Origin of the sequence: Hyphobacterium sp. CCMP332, from assembly GCA_014323545.1 — a bacterium.
Taxonomy (GTDB): domain Bacteria; phylum Bacteroidota; class Bacteroidia; order Cytophagales; family CCMP332; genus CCMP332.
In genome coordinates this window covers 1,899,139-1,916,464 of sequence record CP058647.1, presented here as the reverse complement: position 1 = coordinate 1,916,464, position 17,326 = coordinate 1,899,139, and the positions used below count along the sequence as shown (strand labels likewise).

At 36.7% G+C, this 17,326-nt stretch carries 18 protein-coding genes and 1 pseudogene; 6 read left to right on the top strand and 13 right to left on the bottom strand.

Annotated features, from left to right (window positions below; genetic code table 11):
- Positions 1-9 precede the first annotated feature (9 nt).
- The 3 genes from ribD to HZR84_08380 are packed head-to-tail and all read left to right on the top strand — an operon-like array spanning position 10 to position 2,505.
- On the top strand, positions 10-1,047 hold the full coding sequence (gene ribD, locus HZR84_08390) for a bifunctional diaminohydroxyphosphoribosylaminopyrimidine deaminase/5-amino-6-(5-phosphoribosylamino)uracil reductase RibD (GenBank protein ID QNL21955.1): 1,038 nt from the start codon (positions 10-12) through the stop codon (positions 1,045-1,047).
- A 55-nt stretch (positions 1,048-1,102) separates the two neighbouring features.
- Complete coding sequence (locus HZR84_08385) at positions 1,103-1,957, top strand: hypothetical protein (GenBank protein QNL21954.1); 855 nt, start codon at positions 1,103-1,105, stop codon at positions 1,955-1,957.
- Between the two features lie 50 nt (positions 1,958-2,007).
- Positions 2,008-2,505 carry a GAF domain-containing protein gene (locus HZR84_08380; GenBank protein ID QNL21953.1) on the top strand — a complete coding sequence of 166 codons (498 nt, stop codon included), beginning with the start codon at positions 2,008-2,010 and terminating at the stop codon, positions 2,503-2,505.
- On the opposite strand, the gene HZR84_08375 is transcribed toward HZR84_08380, so the two are convergent.
- From HZR84_08375 to HZR84_08355, 5 genes and pseudogenes are all read right to left on the bottom strand, one after another.
- Positions 2,483-3,142: a phosphatidylserine decarboxylase family protein gene (locus HZR84_08375; GenBank protein QNL21952.1), complete on the bottom strand. Its 660-nt coding sequence runs from the start codon at positions 3,140-3,142 to the stop codon at positions 2,483-2,485. The genes HZR84_08380 and HZR84_08375 overlap by 23 nt on opposite strands.
- Positions 3,142-4,416, bottom strand: coding sequence for a Glu/Leu/Phe/Val dehydrogenase (locus HZR84_08370; GenBank protein QNL21951.1), 1,275 nt, complete (start codon positions 4,414-4,416; stop codon positions 3,142-3,144). Before HZR84_08370 ends, HZR84_08375 begins: the two co-directional genes overlap by 1 nt.
- A 74-nt stretch (positions 4,417-4,490) precedes the next feature.
- A pseudogene (locus HZR84_08365) lies at positions 4,491-5,318 on the bottom strand (phosphatidate cytidylyltransferase).
- Positions 5,299-5,505, bottom strand: coding sequence for a hypothetical protein (locus HZR84_08360; GenBank protein QNL20397.1), 207 nt, complete (start codon positions 5,503-5,505; stop codon positions 5,299-5,301). The pseudogene HZR84_08365 and the gene HZR84_08360 overlap by 20 nt, the downstream one beginning before the upstream one ends.
- On the bottom strand, positions 5,502-6,275 hold the full coding sequence (locus HZR84_08355; protein QNL21950.1) for a CPBP family intramembrane metalloprotease: 774 nt from the start codon (positions 6,273-6,275) through the stop codon (positions 5,502-5,504). Before HZR84_08355 ends, HZR84_08360 begins: the two co-directional genes overlap by 4 nt.
- Positions 6,276-6,530: 255 nt before the next feature.
- On the opposite strand from HZR84_08355, the gene dusB reads away from it, so the two are divergent.
- From dusB to HZR84_08340, 3 genes are read left to right on the top strand one after another with little or no spacing between them, the layout of a single operon-like run.
- Positions 6,531-7,529 carry a tRNA dihydrouridine synthase DusB gene (gene dusB / locus HZR84_08350; GenBank protein QNL21949.1) on the top strand — a complete coding sequence of 333 codons (999 nt, stop codon included), beginning with the start codon at positions 6,531-6,533 and terminating at the stop codon, positions 7,527-7,529.
- 35 nt (positions 7,530-7,564) lie between these two features.
- On the top strand, positions 7,565-8,413 hold the full coding sequence (locus tag HZR84_08345; protein QNL21948.1) for a DMT family transporter: 849 nt from the start codon (positions 7,565-7,567) through the stop codon (positions 8,411-8,413).
- Between the two features lie 39 nt (positions 8,414-8,452).
- Positions 8,453-9,802 carry a hypothetical protein gene (locus tag HZR84_08340; protein ID QNL21947.1) on the top strand — a complete coding sequence of 450 codons (1,350 nt, stop codon included), beginning with the start codon at positions 8,453-8,455 and terminating at the stop codon, positions 9,800-9,802.
- 45 nt (positions 9,803-9,847) lie between these two features.
- Here HZR84_08340 and HZR84_08335 read toward each other — a convergent pair whose 3' ends face one another.
- The 8 genes from HZR84_08335 to HZR84_08300 all read right to left on the bottom strand — a co-directional run bounded on the left by HZR84_08335 (position 9,848) and on the right by HZR84_08300 (position 17,225).
- Positions 9,848-11,803, bottom strand: a complete 1,956-nt coding sequence (locus HZR84_08335) for a T9SS type A sorting domain-containing protein (protein ID QNL21946.1) — start codon at positions 11,801-11,803, stop codon at positions 9,848-9,850.
- A 67-nt stretch (positions 11,804-11,870) separates the two neighbouring features.
- Positions 11,871-12,842, bottom strand: coding sequence for a deoxyhypusine synthase family protein (locus HZR84_08330; GenBank protein QNL21945.1), 972 nt, complete (start codon positions 12,840-12,842; stop codon positions 11,871-11,873).
- A gap of 7 nt (positions 12,843-12,849) precedes the next feature.
- Positions 12,850-13,695 carry an agmatinase gene (gene speB / locus HZR84_08325; GenBank protein ID QNL21944.1) on the bottom strand — a complete coding sequence of 282 codons (846 nt, stop codon included), beginning with the start codon at positions 13,693-13,695 and terminating at the stop codon, positions 12,850-12,852.
- Between the two features lies 1 nt (position 13,696).
- Positions 13,697-15,088 carry an arginine decarboxylase gene (locus tag HZR84_08320; protein QNL21943.1) on the bottom strand — a complete coding sequence of 464 codons (1,392 nt, stop codon included), beginning with the start codon at positions 15,086-15,088 and terminating at the stop codon, positions 13,697-13,699.
- A 101-nt stretch (positions 15,089-15,189) separates the two neighbouring features.
- The gene (locus HZR84_08315) at positions 15,190-15,672 is read right to left on the bottom strand and encodes a DUF2147 domain-containing protein (GenBank protein ID QNL21942.1); all 483 of its coding nucleotides are present in this window, start codon (positions 15,670-15,672) and stop codon (positions 15,190-15,192) included.
- A gap of 1 nt (position 15,673) precedes the next feature.
- Positions 15,674-16,111, bottom strand: coding sequence for a hypothetical protein (locus HZR84_08310; protein ID QNL21941.1), 438 nt, complete (start codon positions 16,109-16,111; stop codon positions 15,674-15,676).
- A 25-nt stretch (positions 16,112-16,136) separates the two neighbouring features.
- Positions 16,137-16,886, bottom strand: coding sequence for a TerC family protein (locus HZR84_08305; GenBank protein QNL21940.1), 750 nt, complete (start codon positions 16,884-16,886; stop codon positions 16,137-16,139).
- Between the two features lie 57 nt (positions 16,887-16,943).
- Entirely contained in the window at positions 16,944-17,225 is a 282-nt protein-coding gene (locus HZR84_08300; GenBank protein ID QNL21939.1) for a DUF427 domain-containing protein, read from the bottom strand.
- Positions 17,226-17,326 lie beyond the last annotated feature (101 nt).

The window sequence follows — 17,326 nt, the reverse complement described above, 5'->3', positions numbered from 1 at the left end:
TTTGCGTTCATGTCTAATCCTAGCAGAGAAGAAAAATTTATGGCTCGTGCCATTGACATTGCCCAAAGAGGAGAAGGAATGGTAAGTCCAAATCCATTGGTAGGTGCGGTAATTGTACACAATAATAAAATCATTGCTGAAGGTTGGCATGAAAAGTACGGTGAGGCTCATGCAGAAGTGAATGCTATAAATCAGCTGAGTGATGATCTGCTAAAAAAAAGCGAAATTTATGTGAGTCTGGAACCTTGTTCGCATCATGGTAAAACCCCGCCTTGTGCAGACCTCATTATCACTAAGCAAATCCCTAAAGTTTTTATTTCTATAAAGGATCCAAATCCATTGGTTTCGGGGAATGGTATAAAAAAAATGGAGCAAGCTGGTATAGAAATTCAAAGTGATATACTCAAAAAGGAAGGAGAATGGCTTAATCGACGATTTCTCACAAATAAATTGAAGCAAAGACCATATATCATTCTAAAATGGGCACAAAGCAAAGATGGATTTGTTGCAGGGGAAAATGGGCGAACGGTAAAAATTAGCAATGAAATATCTCAGGTGCATTCTCATAAATTAAGAGCCCATGACGATGCTATCCTTGTGGGTGCACAAACAGTAATAAATGATAACCCAAGGCTAAATACAAGACATTATAAAGGTAAAAACCCGCTAAGAGTCACATTTGATTTTGAGAACTCCATACCACCGGACAGTCTGATTTTTAATCAAGAGGCAAAGACTATTGTATTTAACTATAATATAGAAAAGGTTTCTGAAAATGTTACCTGGCACCGCTTAGATTCAAGCAAAGAGCTAATTCCGCAAATCTTAAATCACTTATATGAGTTAAATATTGGATCGATCATAGTTGAAGGCGGGACAAAAACTCTAAATAAATTTATTGAATCGGGAACTTATGATGAAATTCATGTCTTTGAGGGTGATTTGAGAATTAAAAAGGGTATAATTGCACCTGATATTAATCTTGATAAAGCGAGTTCTAAGAAAATATTAAAAAAGGACTGCTATTATTTTTTCAAGATTAATTGAATGTTTTAGATAAATACTATATTTAAGCCTTGAATTCAATTAAAAGTGACTCACAATGAATAAAATTACTAACTATTTTGCACTATTACCATTCCTAATCCTGCCTTTGCTTTTCACAGCATGTAATAATGATGATGAAGGAGGTGATGAAGAACCGACTCCACAGGCAGAAACCAACACAAATCCTCAGGGAGTAGCCAGTTACAACTATTCAGTTCAAGTAGTTCCTGGAAATGCTACAATCGATGGTAAAGTCAGTGGTATTGAAGGTGCATTTGTGACAATTTCACAGGGTGGTGAATCAATGGTTCAAACTACTGTAGCCGGCGGAATTGCACACTTCGAAGGTCTTAATCCCGGAACAGTTAATGGTTCCGTTTTAACAGGAGAAGATGATCCTGTAGTTAATTTTACAGCGGAAATCTTGCCTGAAACATTAAACAATGACTCTAATCAGGTTAGAAATGTTTCATCTACGATTACAGTTTTCCAGAAGAATTCTGAATTACAGGCCAGAATTTATGGAGACTATAATTTACTAGGTGTTCCTCCAGCTTTACAAGATCCAAATAACTTTAAATCTACAAGTGTTTTTGTGGTTTATACAATTCTTGATTATCCTATGGGTTCAGGAAATGGTAAATTAACAGATGTGAATGTTGAGTTAACTTCGGTTAATTTCAGAAGTCCGTCTACCGGAGAAATAAGAATTACCGATATCCCCGGAACAGTAGAAGGCGTGTTGGAAGCCGAATTGTTTATGGAAGATGTAGTCGTAAGAGACAATAACACCGGCGGTGATGTATTATTTAATATTCATCCAATTAGAAACCAACCGGGTACTCCACTTAACCTTGTGCCGGGTGGAACTTATAATCTGGGAGACATTGAAGCTCAGAGAAGAATATAAGTATTAAGGATTGAAAAAATAAACGCCCGCCTAAAAAGCGGGCTTTTTTTATGTCTGAAGAATTACTATTTACAAAAGGGGCGGATAAATCCACCGTGTATGAGGAAATTATTCCTCAAATAGAAGCCCTAATTCAAAACGAAGAAAACAGCACAGCCAATATGGCAAATGTGGCGGCTGTATTAAAAACAGTATTCAGCTGGCTTTGGGTAGGATTTTATATAGTAGATCGGAATGATCAAAATTTAGTTCTTGGCCCCTTTCAAGGGCCTCTGGCTTGTACGAGAATTGATTTTGGAAAAGGGGTTTGTGGCCAATCATATGCCAATCAAGAAACTATAATTGTTCCAGACGTAGACAAGTTCCCTGGTCATATTGCCTGTTCTTCGCATTCCAAGTCAGAAATTGTTGTTCCAGGCATATTCAAAAACAAGGTCTATTTTGTATTGGATATTGATAGTAAAAATTTGAATGAGTTTCATAAGGAAGACCAGAGATATCTGGAAAAAATTGTAGAACTACTGGTCAATCAGGGATTTCGGCGATAGTTGTAATTCCACCTTTGATGTGCTCTCCTATCTTGACATTTATTTTATAGTCCAATGGCAAAAAAAGATCTACACGAGATCCGAATTTGATAAAACCAAATTCGCCACCTTGTTCAACTTCTGAACCTTTATCCACATACCATTTAATACGTCTTGCTGCAGCACCGGCAATTTGTCGGAGCATTATTTCAGTCCCATTTAGCATTTTAAAAACAATACTGGTACGTTCGTTTTCAGTACTACTTTTCGGATGCCAGGCCACTAAGTACTTGCCCGGATGGTATTTAAAATAACTTATTGTTCCAGTGACAGGATTTCGATTAACATGTACATTTAATGGAGACATGAAAATTGAGACCTGTATTCTTTGTTCAATTAAATACTCGGATTCTTTAGTTTCTTCTATTACAACGACTTTGCCATCTGCAGGTGCAATGATCTTTTTTTCATTTTTTGGAGTAATGCGCTTCGGATTCCTGAAAAACTGAAGGAAAAAAAGAAAGCCGCCAAAACTGAGTAATCCCAAAATATAGCTGGCAATAATCACTTCCGGAAAGAAGTATAAAGCCAATACATTTATTGCGATAAAAACGATGGCTATAATAACAAGAAAAACTCTTCCTTCCCTGTGGATCATTAGAAACTTCCTCTGAGTTTAAAGGTATTCGAAACTTTATCAATCGCTACAATATAGGCCGCAATTCTCAAGGACACATCGTGCTTCATGGCAGCATCATAAACACGGTCAAAAGCCTCTTTCATTATTCTGTCACTCCTTCTATTTACTCTTTCTTCAGACCATTTGTAACCCAATCTGTTTTGAACCCATTCGAAGTAAGACACAGTAACGCCACCTGCGTTGGCGAGAATATCCGGAACTACGATAATGCCTTTATCATGAATTATAGAATCAGCACCGGCGGAAGTTGGGCCGTTGGCTCCTTCTACAATCATACTAGCCTGAATTTTATCAGCGTTTTTTCTCGTTATTACGTCTTCCAAAGCTGCGGGAACCAGAACATCTACTTTAGATGTCAATAATTCATCGTTGCTAATTTTTTGAGCTCCTTTATAACCTTCAAGGCTGCCGTTATTATTGTCTTTAAATTTTATAGCTTCAAGAATATCTATGCCATTGTCGTTCCAGTACGCACCGGAAATATCGCTTATTGCCTTAATTTTAACTCCTCTTTCTGCCAATAGCAATGCGGCGTTTGCTCCAACATTTCCAAATCCCTGAACTGCACAGGAAGCCTTAGTAGGGCTCATACTTCTCTTTTCCATGGCTGCCAAAGCGGATACCATTACACCACGTCCTGTAGCGGCTACTCTTCCAAGTGAACCTCCTAATACTAAAGGTTTTCCTGTTACAACTGCATTTACAGTCATACCTCTGGCTCTCGAATACTGATCCACCATCCATGCCATTTCTCTGGGTCCGGTTCCCATATCGGGTGCAGGAATATCTCTATCCGGTCCGAAAATATCAATCATCGCTGTGGTATATGCACGTACCAGTCTTTCCACTTCTCCTCTGGACATTTCTCTGGGGTTGCATTTTACACCGCCCTTTCCACCGCCATAGGGTATATCTACTACAGCACATTTCCATGTCATCCATGCTGCGAGTGCTTTTACTTCATCAATATTAACACCCATGTCAAATCTCACTCCACCTTTCGAAGGACCGAGAATATTTGAATGAATAACCCTGTGTCCTTCGAATACTCGTATGGCGCCATCATCCATAGTTACCGGAAGATTTACAGTCACCTGTTTGGCAGGGCTTTTTAATACATTGTAGGTTTCTTCATCCAGGCCAAGAATTTCTGCCGCAACATTAAAACGCGACATCATTGACTCAAATGGATTATCATGATCTTTTATTGGAGCGGGCTCAAGATAGGGCATGTAGGTCTGATTAAATGTTCATAAACACTAATGCATTCAAAAATAGCATATTTTGCGCAATGCAAAATTGTTATTTAAAAGAATTTAATAATCAAAAGAATGAAAGGCGCCGCGAGCAATAAACCGTCGAATCGATCAAGGAATCCGCCATGACCCGGCAGAGATGTCCCACTGTCTTTAATATCCATACTTCTTTTAAAAAGGGATTCAACTAAATCGCCATAGCTTCCCAATACAATAATTACCGAGGCTATTAAATAGAGATCTATTTGGAGGAAACTCTCATAAATAAAGCTAAGTCCAAATGCCATTAAATAGGTAAGTATTGCACCTCCAAGTGTTCCTTCCCACGTTTTTTTAGGTGAAATACGTTTAAACAATTTACGTCGGCCAAAATATTTACCGGAAAAATAAGCCCCTGTATCACAAGCCCATAACAATAAAAAAGAAGCACCGATTATTTCAGGATTATACACTCCATCCTGAAAAGCAGCAACAGTCAGCAGGCAAAAAGGCACCATCACATAAATTAATCCCAGGTAAGTCAGCGCCACATTTACAAAAGGGAACAATTCTTTTTTATAAAGTTTAATTATAAAGCTTAAAGACAACAGTGGAAACAATACATAATAGGCATCCGTTGGAGCCCAACCTTTTTGAATGAAAAATGTAATTGCAAAAAGCAATCCTCCGGTAAGTGTACCGAAGGTTTTTAAAGGAAACATTCCGTCCAGGCCAAGTAATTTGTAAAACTCAAGCTGTGTTAACAAACCTATAATGAGGAACAATCCAAAAAAACCGAGCTCGTGATAGTGAATGCAAAACAATACAAGTACGGCACCAAAAATGCCTACCAGAATTCGCAGTTGTAGATTGTTAAGGTTATTCAAACTTTATTTCATTGTCAATTATCTTGAGCGCCCTAATGACATTGTCCGGTGCAACGCAAATTTCAAAGAGTCCAAAATGATAGTTTGAATCTTTTTTATTTATCAATACCGGATTTAATTCCTTTTCATCAAGAATTGCTCTTACAATTTCTGCTCTATGAGAATTATCTGATTTAAATACAACCTGCCAATTCTTCATTCCGTTTTTGTGTTTGCAGAATATTTTGACTTCAAATAAAAGAAAAGCACAGCAGAAAATATCAAAGAAGATAATACCAGAATAGCAGACATCTGCGATTCATCTTCTATATTGAATTCTATAATGCCCTGGTTATACAAGTATAACATGGTCACCATAAATGCATTGTTTACAAAATGCCCCATGATCGGAATTAAAAGATTTTTGGAATAATGATAGAAATAACCATAAACCAATCCGAGAACAATCCTTGGAAGAATAATAAAAATTTGTAAATGAAAAAGCCCGAATAAAAAGGCAGTTACAAAAATTCCCAAATGAACATTGTTAAACCCCTTAATTAAATACTTTTGAAAAAAGCCTCTAAATAAGAATTCTTCGCCTACTGCGGGAATAACGGCAATTACTACGATTCCCAATGTAAGCTCAAATACGCCTTCCAAGCTAACCAAATGTTTGGTTGATTCTTCAACAAAATCATGGGTTTGTCTTAGTTGTCTCTCAAATTCAGAAAGAAATTCCGGAAATTTCAGGCCAAGGTTCCATTCCATGAACTGAGCCGTCAATGGCATTATAGCAAAAGTAAATAGTATGACGATGAGAAAATTTACCGGCTTCTCATGGCGGTTAACATCCAGACTTAAACTTTCACTTCTGTCAACGTATTTTCGATAAATCAGGGGAACTAGAATAAATGTTCCAATTCCCGTTATTCCTTGAACAATTAGCAACGGAACTCGTGTTTCAGGTCCACTGAGAGGATTTTCCATAATTCTCAGTAATTCATTAAAATCAAAATTAACCGCTATGAATGCAAAGAGAAATCCAAAAAAATTAAATACTAATAGCCCAACAATTACGAAGGCAAAAAGAAAAAATAGATGGTACCAGGGATTAAAACTCCTGTTTGAATAATTTTGGTATTCCATTTAAAAATTTCTGCAAAAGTATCATTTAAACAAAGACTGACATAATCAAACAATTAAGTTTGATTAACATTATTCTAATATGCCTAAATTTGCAGCATGATTAAAATAGGATCCTTGGACATTGGGGAATTTCCTTTGCTTTTGGCACCCATGGAAGACGTGAGCGATCCGCCTTTCAGGGCGGTATGTAAAGAAAATGGCGCCGACCTTATGTACACGGAATTTATTTCTTCCGAAGGGTTGATCCGCGATGCTGAAAAAAGTGTGCAAAAACTAGACATATATGAATACGAAAGACCAATTGGCATACAAATTTTTGGAGATAAAATAGACTCAATGCGGCAGGCAGCAGCTATTGCTGAAAAAGCCAATCCGGATTTAATCGATATAAATTATGGTTGCCCTGTAAAAAAAGTCGCATGCAAAGGTGCCGGTGCAGGCATACTTTTGGACCTTCCCAAAATGCAAAAAATGACCGCTGAGATTGTCAAGCAGGTTAACAAACCCGTTACTGTAAAAACAAGACTGGGATGGGACGAGAATAACATAAAAATAATTGAAGTGGCCAAAAGGCTACAAGATGTGGGAATTGAGGCCTTAACTATCCACGGTAGAACCAGAAAGCAAATGTATAAGGGGGAGGCAGACTGGTCCTATATAGCAGATGTTAAAAATCATCAGGACATTAAGATCCCTATTTTTGGTAACGGAGACATAGACAGCCCTGAAAAAGCCAAAGAGTATAAAGAGAAATTCGGAGTGGATGGCATTATGATTGGAAGAGCTTCCATAGGTTATCCCTGGATTTTTAATGAGATAAAGCATTATTTAAATAGCGGAGAACATCTTCCACCACCGGATATGGACAGCAGAGTTGATACCTGTATCCGACACTTGAAATTTTCCCTGGATTGGAAAGGCGAAAAACAAGGTGTCTTTGAAATGAGAAGACATTATACCAATTATTTCAGAGGTATTCCAAATTTTAAACCTTTCCGCACCAAGCTTGTAGAAACTGACAATCCTGATGAATTATTTGAGATTTTGAATACAATAAGATTTGAATTCGCAGATGCATATTCTGTTTTAGCCTAATGTCAAAACTCAGCACCGAGGTTAAAATTTGGCTAATGCTCATAATTCTCGCCCTGATCTGGGGCTCTTCATTTATTCTTATAAAAAAAGGATTGATTGCGCTAAACCCTCTTCAAATTGCTTCACTCCGGGTGGTTTCTGCTGGACTTGTGCTTTTGCCCTGGTCAGTACCCAATATTTTGAAAATTCCCAAAGAGAGGTTTCGTTTCATTTTTCTTGTTGGTGTAATTGGAAATTTGATACCTGCTTTTCTCTTTGCCTATTCCCAGCAATTCATCAAAAGTTCTTTGGCAGGAATGCTCAACGGATTGACGCCACTCTTTACAATGTTGATAGGTGCAATGCTTTTTAGCGATACCATTTCAAAAGGCAAGTTTTGGGGAATGCTTATTGGACTTATAGGTTCTTCAGCTCTACTTTTTGTGGGTTCCGAAGGTCAATTAGGTCAATTCAACACCTACGCATTATTGGTTATTTTGGCTACAATGTGTTATGGAACTGGAATAAATATTATCAAAGCCAAACTTCAGGGGGTCAAATCTACTTTTACCTCCAGCACGGCATTACTTTTCACAGTTCCATTCGGCTTGTCTTATCTTTTATTTGACGGCTTTTTTATAGATGTATTTACAGACAAGGATGTACTGATTTCATCCTTTTATATTTTATTACTTGGAATATTTGGTACGGGTTTCGCGGTGATGTTGTTTTACAAACTCGTCGAGATTTCTAATCCATTAATGGCAAGCTCTGTTACTTATCTGATTCCAATAATTGCAGTAATGTGGGGTGTTTTTGACGGTGAAAAGCTTTTTTTAATGCATTTTATCAGCCTTGCAATTATCATTTTTGGCGTTTATTTAATTAATCGTTCCAAAGGATAATTCATTTCTTAATATATTAAGGATTAAAACGAGATTTAATTGGATAAAAATCCTAAAAACAAATCCGACGCTGTAAAAGATTGGTTGAAGAATCTGGCTCAGGAAAGCTGGCAATTGGAATTGCTTGTTTCGGCTTTTACAATATTTCTATTGATAGCCGGACAAAATGGATTTGATAAATGGCTAAGCAAAATTCCATTCTTTCTCGATTTGCAATCTCCGGGTTACGCACTGATTTATATTTTTCTAGGAATGGTTGGTTTCAGTTTTAAAATCTTAATCATTAGCCTTATTTCCCATTTGTTAATCCGTGGCTTCTGGATTGGGACCATTGGGTTGAGATCTGTTCAGGATCATGTGGATTGGGAGGACTTTAAATACAGTGATTTTTTTACACAAAAACTTAAATCCAGAATACGCAATCTGGATGAGCTGGTTCTTTTCCTCGATGAAGTATGCTCGGTTATTTTTTCTCTGACATTTCTTTTAATAAGTATTATTCTGGCATTTGCTCTTACCATAATAGTCGCCGGATCAGTTGCTGCATTCTCCCAATATTTAGTTATTAAAATCGGTGGTACTGTTGGATTAATTCTAACAATTACTACAAATACCCTGATGATTTTTTATGTGTTGACAGCGTTGATTTATATGATAGACTTCTTTTCACTTGGCTGGATAAAGAAGTTTAATCGCATTAGTCGTATTTATTATCCCTTTTACAATTTTTATGGATTTATTACGGCTTCAGCAATTAGCCGAAGTATTTATTATCATTTGATAAGTCGATATAAGAAATCGAAAATCCGAATTGCTTATCTGATAGCTCTATTTTTCATGGTGCTTTCTTTTGCCATAAGTTTTGATCATGATTATTTCTTTTCATCAGGAAATGAAAGCATTTATTCCAATACAAATTATTATGATGAATATCGGCAGTCTGAATACGATTTTATTGAAAAAGTGTCAGTACCTTCCAAGATTGTTGATGCAAAGTATTTCGAAATATTCATACGATACGATCCAAACGACAATGGGATGTTAAAAGAACTGTGTCCGAATATTGAAATTAAAGATTCGGGGCTATTTAATTTAAACTTTTCAATTGGTTCAAGGGATGCTAATATTAAAGTGAACACCTTAAGCAGTGAGGATAGACAATCTTCCGAAAAACTGGAATGTTTAAGGAGCATGTATCAATTGATAATAAATGACTCCATTATTGATTCTCAGGACTTTAGTTTTCAAATTCATCCTCTCACTTCACAAAGAGGACTTGTAACAATGTTGTCTGCAGAATTACTTCAGCCGGGAGAAAACCTTATCGAAGTTAGAAAAAGAAACATTTCAGAATTCAGGCCATGGGCAATTTTAAGAGTCTGGAAATAAAAAAAGCCACTCTCTTAAGTGACTTTCTTTATTATTAATTTTGCTCTATTCCTTCAGGAATTTGATGCTAGTTCCAGATTCACCAGCTTTAATTAGATAGATGCCCCGATTTAATTGACTTACATCCAATCTGTAGATTGTACCGGACTTTGATTCTTCAAATTCAGTAGTTCTCAAAACCATTTGGCCGAAGCTGTTAAACACAACAATTTCGCTAGCATTAGCATCATTTCTTAAAAGAACATTGAGCTCTCTATTAGATGGATTTGGAAATACTTTAACCTCCTTTGAGTTTTCTTGAAATTCGCTCAATGCTACAGCACTTGTATCACCCATCTCCTCTTTTGTATAGCTTACCCCATTTTCATAATAATGATCTACAGGTGACACATAATTCGTCTTATCGCTAATCTTCATGTACTCATAAGGAATAGTGATTGTAGACCCGTCAAATGGAGCAATTTCTGAAATACACTCAAAGTTTGATAAGTAAGAACCCTGTAGGAAGAAATCCCAAACTTTAATTGGCGCATAATAATCCTTGACCACATTGTATCCGCCCGTAGTTATATATCTATCGGAGTTTCCACAATAGCCTGAACTAAATCCGGTACATGGTGTCTGATTGATAAGAAGCGTTGTATCAGTATCAAAATAGGACATCATCACATATCTTCCATTTGGATCTCTTGAAAGCTGTGGTCGATTTTGTTGATAGGCGTCATTGGCACCATCGCCTATTCCGCCGTATCTCAATTGAGTGGTGAAAACCCGGTTGAAATCCCAATTTGCACCTCCATCCGAAGAGTGAACATGCCAAATTGTAGAGGGTAAACCAACATATGTAAATCCATAATCGTTATCCGGTCTCCATTCAATGTTAAACAGGGTATGAGGATTTCCAAATGTGTCTACAACCAAATCCATTTCGAATTGAGCTGAGGCAATGTTTAGAGCCGCGGCCGAATCCCCTATATTATTTGTAATTAATGTGTCATCTGCGAAATAGATTTCTGCAGGCGCAGACCATGTAGCACCTCCATCAGTTGACTTCATCCAAATAAGATTATTTGCTCTTAATGGATATGCAATAGAGTCCAACCTTCCCAAACCCGCAATATATCCGGTTTGTCCATCAGGTGAAAAAGCTATTTGTAAAGATTGAGGTAAATCAGGTCCCATGTCTACAGGAAAGAACATTGCGTTTCTTGTGAAATTTAAAATGCCATTTTGTACAATACCTTCATAAATGGCAAGTGTATCCTGATAAATGGACGATCCACTCGTAGCATCAGTAACTGCCTCAAGTGCCCAAATTTTTCCATTGGCAAATGTGCCACCGTCCGGAATAAAATATTTGGTGTTAGCATTACTAGAGAATTCTCCCTGATCCATTGATATAGAGTCCGGACCGCCAATCTGATGCGAGCCAAAACCGATACCTCCCCAGGAAGCACCATTATTGGCCGTAAGTGTAGGGCCTATCCAAACCTGATATGCACTATCGGCTATTGTATTGCCTTGAGGATTAAAAATAAACCCTTGAGGGTACCTTCCGTTTGAAGCAGTGCTTCCAATGTTATCCCAAAGTAATCCGTTATTTTCAGTCCAACTTGTTCCGGCATTAAAAGAAACTGCATATCGCATCCAACCGGAATTTCCTACATTACCGTATTCTGCTGGATCTTGTCTGTGAACAAATGTCATCAAATCAAGATCGGGATTGTAGCTTAACAGGTTTCTCACATCGCCCAAACTTGTAAATAAATTTGCGGAATGACCAATTAAGGTTTCTACAGATACTCCTGATTTAGCGGTCTGACCTATTATTTTCCTTTTTGATAAATAATAATTTAAGGGGCCTGAAGGGGCGGAATACAAATCAACCTGTGATGATCTATTGATTTGCTTATCTATACCATAGGTCACCCCTAATTTCCTTTGTTGTGCCCAAAGGTTAATTGAACTAAAGGTCAATAAAAGAAGTAGTAGTCTTTTCATAATTCATTCTTAGATTAAGTTGATTTATGAATATAATAAAAATGCTTCAGATTTGCATTTCAAGCAATCACATCCCTAAGAGATAGGCAAAAATTAAAGGAGCTACAATTGTAGCGTCTGACTCAATGATGTATTTAGGTGTATTAATATCCAGTTTGCCCCAGGTGATTTTTTCGTTTGGCACCGCCCCGGAATAGGAACCATAGCTTGTCGTAGAATCACTAATTTGACAAAAATATGACCAAAACGGTATGTTTTCCATTTCCAGATCCTGATAAAGCATTGGCACCACGCATATCGGAAAATCACCCGCAATTCCACCACCGATCTGGAAAAAACCAACGCCTTTCCCTCCCGAATTTTCAATATACCATTTTGATAAATAGGTCATGTATTCTATTCCACTTTTCATGGTGGAGGCTTTTAATTCCCCTTTATAACAATAGGAAGCAAAAATATTCCCCATGGTGCTGTCTTCCCATCCGGGCACAATAATTGGCAGGTTTTTTTCTGCTGCAGCAACCATCCAGGAATCTTTGGGATCAATTTCATAATATTCTTTGAGCACTCCTGATTGAATCATTTGATACATGTATTCATGCGGTAACTTTCTCTCCCCTGTTTCATCCGCATTTTTCCATATCTCAAAAATATGCTTTTGCAATCTTCGAAAAGCCTCTTCTTCGGGAATACAGGTGTCTGTTACCCTGTTCAATCCTTTCTCTAAAAGGTCCCATTCCTCCTTCGGTGTTAAATCTCTGTAGTTAGGAACGCGTTTATAATGGCTGTGCGCTACCAAATTCATCAAATCCTCTTCCAGGTTTGCACCTGTACATGATATTATACTGACTTTGTCCTGCCGGATCATCTCGGCGAGAATTTTACCGAGTTCTGCTGTACTCATTGCTCCGGCCAGAGTGATCATCATTTTGCCACCTTCATTGAGGTGTTTTTCATAACCTTTGGCTGCATCCACCAGACTGGCAGCGTTAAAATGAAGGAAATATTTTTCAATAAACTCTGTAATTGGCTTAGACATGGTTTTTCTATTTAGAATATATGTAGCTCAATAATTTATAATAAAGTTTTGCCGAAAGAAAATCAGGGCCCCTGTTATTTTTATTTGGGGCAAGTTCAACAATATCAAAACCCACTACACTTTTGGAATTAATTACCTTGCTCAAGAAATAATCCATTTGCCACCAGTTCATTCCGCCCGGTTCAGGTGTTCCTGTGCTGGGCATGATTGAAGGGTCAAAAGCATCGAGATCAATGGTAATAAATACATTTTCTGTCATTAATTCAATGGCTCTGTTTACCCAGTCCATACTTTTGTGAATTTCATGAGCCCAGAATACTTTTGATTCATCAAGGTGTTCCATTTCCACAATATCCATGCTTCTTATTCCAACCTGTATCAAATTATTTCTTTTTGAAGCCTCATAAACTGCACAGGCATGGTTATATGGCGTACCTTGATATTCAGGTCTTAAGTCGGTGTGGGCATCGATTTGCAATACAGTCAAATCATCAAATTTTTCATCAAAAGCTCTTATGCTTCCTATACTGATGGAATGTTCACCACCAAAAAGTGTAACAAATTTACCTTTATCCAAAAATGATTTTGCTGTATTGTGAACAGCTTTGACCATTGCATCCGGACTGTCATTTTCAGTAACAGCTTTGGCCAGGTGAATGCCTTTTTTATAAACTTCTGTTCTTGTCTGAATATCAAATAGCTCCATGTTCTCAGCTGCTTCAAGAAAAGCTTCAGGACCTTTGTCTGCCCCTTTTCCCCATGTGCTTGTTCCATCATAGGGCACTGGAATTAAGACTATTTCTGCATTGTCTAATTGATGGTATTCTTTGGGTATTCCGGCAAAAGTTTTCATTTCAGTATCCCAGTATTTTTAACATGTCTTCAGGTTTCTGAGATTCGGCAAAAACTTTTGTGATTAATTTACCATTTTCGTCTCTGTCGATCAAAATATGCTTTGGGGTTGGGATTAGACAATGCTGCAAACCACCAAATCCTCCTACGGTTTCCTGATAGGCTCCGGTGTTAAAAAACCCAATATACAATGGCTTATCTTTTCTGAATCTGGGTAAATATATTGCATTAATATGTTGCTCAGAGTTATAATAATCATCGCTGTCGCAGGTCAATCCGCCTAAAAGCACTCTTTCGTATTCATTGTCCCAACGATTTAAAGGAAGAAGTATAAATCGTCGGTTAATTGCCCACGTATCCGGTAAGGTTGTCATAAATGAACTGTTGATCATGTTCCATTTTTCACGATCATTTTGCTGTTTCTGACCCAAAATCTCAAAAATTGCACCACCACTTTCACCTACCGTAAATGATCCGAATTCAGTAAATATGTTTGGTTCCGGAATGTTCTCTTCATCGCATATTGCTTTAACCTGTGCAATGATCTCATTGATCATATAGGCATAATCAAACTCAAAACTCAGGGAATTCTTAATAGGAAAGCCCCCGCCAATATTTAAAGAATCAAGATCCGGGCAAACCTTTTTTAAATCCGCATAGACCTTTAAACATTTTGTCAACTCATTCCAATAGTAGGCATTGTCTCTAATCCCTGTATTAATAAAAAAGTGAAGCATCTTAAGCTTAACATTTTCTTTTTCAAGTATCTGATGTTTGTAAAAAGGTACAATATCCTTGTATCCAATTCCAAGACGAGATGTATAAAACTCAAACTTTGGTTCTTCCTCAGAAGCTATTCTTATACCAATTTCAAATTCCTGGTTTAATTTTTCATCTAAGAGACTGAGCTCTTGTACATTGTCGATTATTGGAATAACTCTGTTAAACCCTTTTTTTATCAGCCTTACAATATTTTCTACATATTGATCGCGTTTATAACCATTGCAAATCACAAAACTCTTTTTGGTCAGTTTCCCATTGTTGATAAGGGTTTCAACAATATTAATATCATAGGCCGAAGAGGTTTCTATATGAATATCATTTTTTAAAGCCTCATTTAAAACGTATGAAAAATGTGAACTTTTAGTACAATAGCAATAATGATAGTCCGCTTTATACTGGTGTCGCTGCATGGCATCTGCAAACCAGGTTTTAGCTCTTTTGATATTATCTGAAATTTTAGGCAAATAAGTAAACTTCAATGGGGTACCGTACTTTTTCACCAAGCCCATCAAGTCAATGCCGTGAAATTCTAATTGATTTTTGTCCAGCGTAAATTCTTCCTGAGGAAAATTGAAAGTCTGGTCAATGAGGTCGATATACTTATTCTTCATTCAAAATCATATGAGTGAATAAATTAATATGCTTTAATTTATAAATCATCAATTGAGATACAAAACTAGATAGAATATCAGATTAATATTTTAATATCCGCTCAATTATTTTTCCTTGTCCAAACTTCTGTTCGTCCAAGAAGGGAAAACCCAAGATAGCCCCTGCAATTCAGAATATTGGGCCGTTCCGGGTCTATATATGCTTTAAAACTATAGGTATTCCCTGATTCGGGATCATATGCACTTCCGTCTTCCCATAGCCATTCATCTTCATCTCCATCCCATTCAAGTTCTTTAATAATTGTAAGACCCAGTATGGTTCTCTTTCTTAAGATTTCTTTTGGATTTTCTTTGTCCTTTTTCGGTGAACCATCTTCATTATTGGGTTCTTCAAGCCAAATTAATTGACCATATATTTTATCTTCAGATTGACCCTTTTTATTCCCGTAGTGCATCTTTACTATGGCATCTTTGTCGGTTGTTAACCATTCCCCGACTATTTTATTTTCAATGGATTGCCCAAAAGTGAAGCCAATGATTCCCTGAAAGAGTAATAAAAGAGAAAGTATAAAAATATGTCTCATATCATTTAAAGAAAATCTTCCTATAAACTGGTTTTCGATATAAAAATTGCAAATATAATCCAGGAAACATAAGCATATCCGTTAATAGAGTTCCTGTACTGTAACGAATATCATCAATTATTTCAGTTCCATTCCCATTCCTTTTTAAAATATGCTTGTGTTGCCAGGTTTTAAGGAAAAAAGGTAATATCACTCCTTTGTCAATAAAAAAAATCTGGTCTTCATTTTCATTATGCTCAATTATATCACTAATCCATTTTTGTCGAAATAATAGAAAATTTAACTCAAGAGCTACCCTGTCGCCTTTTTTGCTCCCATCAAATTGCAAGAGTTTGACACTTGGAAAAGGTGGTGCCAGTTTCACAAACAAAGTTTCATCGAATCCTTCCCAAACTTTTAATATTGGCTGTTTTACTATTGTTTTTACTTTTAGCTTCATTTAAAGTCTAACCAAATCGCAGCATTTATGTTTGTTCTTCCATCGGAAGGCGTTTATTCAATTCCAAAGGATTTCTCTTTTTGCGTATTCTGATATTAAACACTTCAACGATGAGGGAGAAAAATACTGCAAAATAGATATATCCTTTAGGTATATGTTGATGCAATCCTTCCAGAATAAGCATAAAGCCAATCAGGATAAGAAATGAAAGTGCGAGTATTTGTAGCGTAGGGTGTTTATTGATGATTTCTGAGATCTTCCCTGCAAATACCATCATAATTATCATTGCAATTACCACAGCAATGATCATTATAATCACTTCTTCTGCCAGTCCAATGGCGGTCAATATACTGTCAACTGAAAAAATCATATCGAGCAGCACTATCTGAATAATAACTGCAGAAAATGATTCTTTAATTGTTGAGGCGCTATCAGGAGTATGGCCTTCCATTTTGTGATGTATTTCAACAGTGCTTTTGAATATTAAAAACAGTCCTCCGGCTGCGAGTATCAGATCTCTGCCACTTACTTCAAACTCAAATAATGAAAAAAGTGGTTGAGTAAAACTCAAGATATAACTCAATCCCAATAATAGCCCTATGCGCATTACCAATGCCAGAGTCAATCCAAGGTTACGCGCTTTTCTCTGTAATTTGTCGGGTAATTTGTTAGAAACTATAGAGATGAAAATAATATTATCCACCCCCAGCACAATTTCAAGAAAAGTCAAAGTAAGTAATGCCACCCAGGTTTCGGACTGAAGAAAAATATCCATAATTGAAATTTTTCCTCAATATTCAATATTCAATTGACTTTCCAAAGTATGGATAAGTTATTTTGTAACTTCTACTCCTTTCCAAAAAGCGATACGGTTTTTAATTTGTTTGGCCAACTCAGAAGGTTCCGGATAATACCAGGCTGCATCTTTATTTAGGGCACCATCGACACTTATTGAATAATATGAAGCATCGCCTTTCCAAGGACAATGACTTTTTGTATCGCTATTATTAAGGTATTCTTTTTTCACATCTTTTTCCGGGAAATAGTGGTTTCCTTCAACGATTACCGTGTCATTGCTCTCAGCAATTACTTTGTCATTCCAGATTGCTTTCATAATACTATTTTTATTTCCAATATATTTAATTTGAAATAGAGCCATTGTCAGTTTCACTCCATTAATGACAAAATACTTTTTTAACCCTATTTACAGCTGTA

Excerpts from the sequence above, each read along its gene's own strand:
- HZR84_08330 (QNL21945.1), bottom strand. The coding sequence starts at position 12,842 with ATGTCTAAGCCAATTACAGAGTTTATTGAAAAATATTTCCTTCATTTT.
- HZR84_08375 (QNL21952.1), bottom strand. The coding sequence starts at position 3,142 with ATGATCCACAGGGAAGGAAGAGTTTTTCTTGTTATTATAGCCATCGTT.
- HZR84_08355 (QNL21950.1), bottom strand. The coding sequence starts at position 6,275 with ATGGAAAATCCTCTCAGTGGACCTGAAACACGAGTTCCGTTGCTAATT.
- HZR84_08300 (QNL21939.1), bottom strand. The coding sequence starts at position 17,225 with ATGAAAGCAATCTGGAATGACAAAGTAATTGCTGAGAGCAATGACACG.
- HZR84_08370 (QNL21951.1), bottom strand. The coding sequence starts at position 4,416 with ATGCCCTATCTTGAGCCCGCTCCAATAAAAGATCATGATAATCCATTT.
- HZR84_08320 (QNL21943.1), bottom strand. The coding sequence starts at position 15,088 with ATGAAGAATAAGTATATCGACCTCATTGACCAGACTTTCAATTTTCCT.
- dusB (QNL21949.1), top strand. The coding sequence starts at position 6,531 with ATGATTAAAATAGGATCCTTGGACATTGGGGAATTTCCTTTGCTTTTG.
- HZR84_08360 (QNL20397.1), bottom strand. The coding sequence starts at position 5,505 with ATGAAGAATTGGCAGGTTGTATTTAAATCAGATAATTCTCATAGAGCA.
- HZR84_08385 (QNL21954.1), top strand. The coding sequence starts at position 1,103 with ATGAATAAAATTACTAACTATTTTGCACTATTACCATTCCTAATCCTG.
- HZR84_08305 (QNL21940.1), bottom strand. The coding sequence starts at position 16,886 with ATGGATATTTTTCTTCAGTCCGAAACCTGGGTGGCATTACTTACTTTG.
- HZR84_08315 (QNL21942.1), bottom strand. The coding sequence starts at position 15,672 with ATGAGACATATTTTTATACTTTCTCTTTTATTACTCTTTCAGGGAATC.
- HZR84_08310 (QNL21941.1), bottom strand. The coding sequence starts at position 16,111 with ATGAAGCTAAAAGTAAAAACAATAGTAAAACAGCCAATATTAAAAGTT.
- ribD (QNL21955.1), top strand. The coding sequence starts at position 10 with ATGTCTAATCCTAGCAGAGAAGAAAAATTTATGGCTCGTGCCATTGAC.
- HZR84_08380 (QNL21953.1), top strand. The coding sequence starts at position 2,008 with ATGTCTGAAGAATTACTATTTACAAAAGGGGCGGATAAATCCACCGTG.
- HZR84_08335 (QNL21946.1), bottom strand. The coding sequence starts at position 11,803 with ATGAAAAGACTACTACTTCTTTTATTGACCTTTAGTTCAATTAACCTT.
- speB (QNL21944.1), bottom strand. The coding sequence starts at position 13,695 with ATGAAAACTTTTGCCGGAATACCCAAAGAATACCATCAATTAGACAAT.
- HZR84_08345 (QNL21948.1), top strand. The coding sequence starts at position 7,565 with ATGCTCATAATTCTCGCCCTGATCTGGGGCTCTTCATTTATTCTTATA.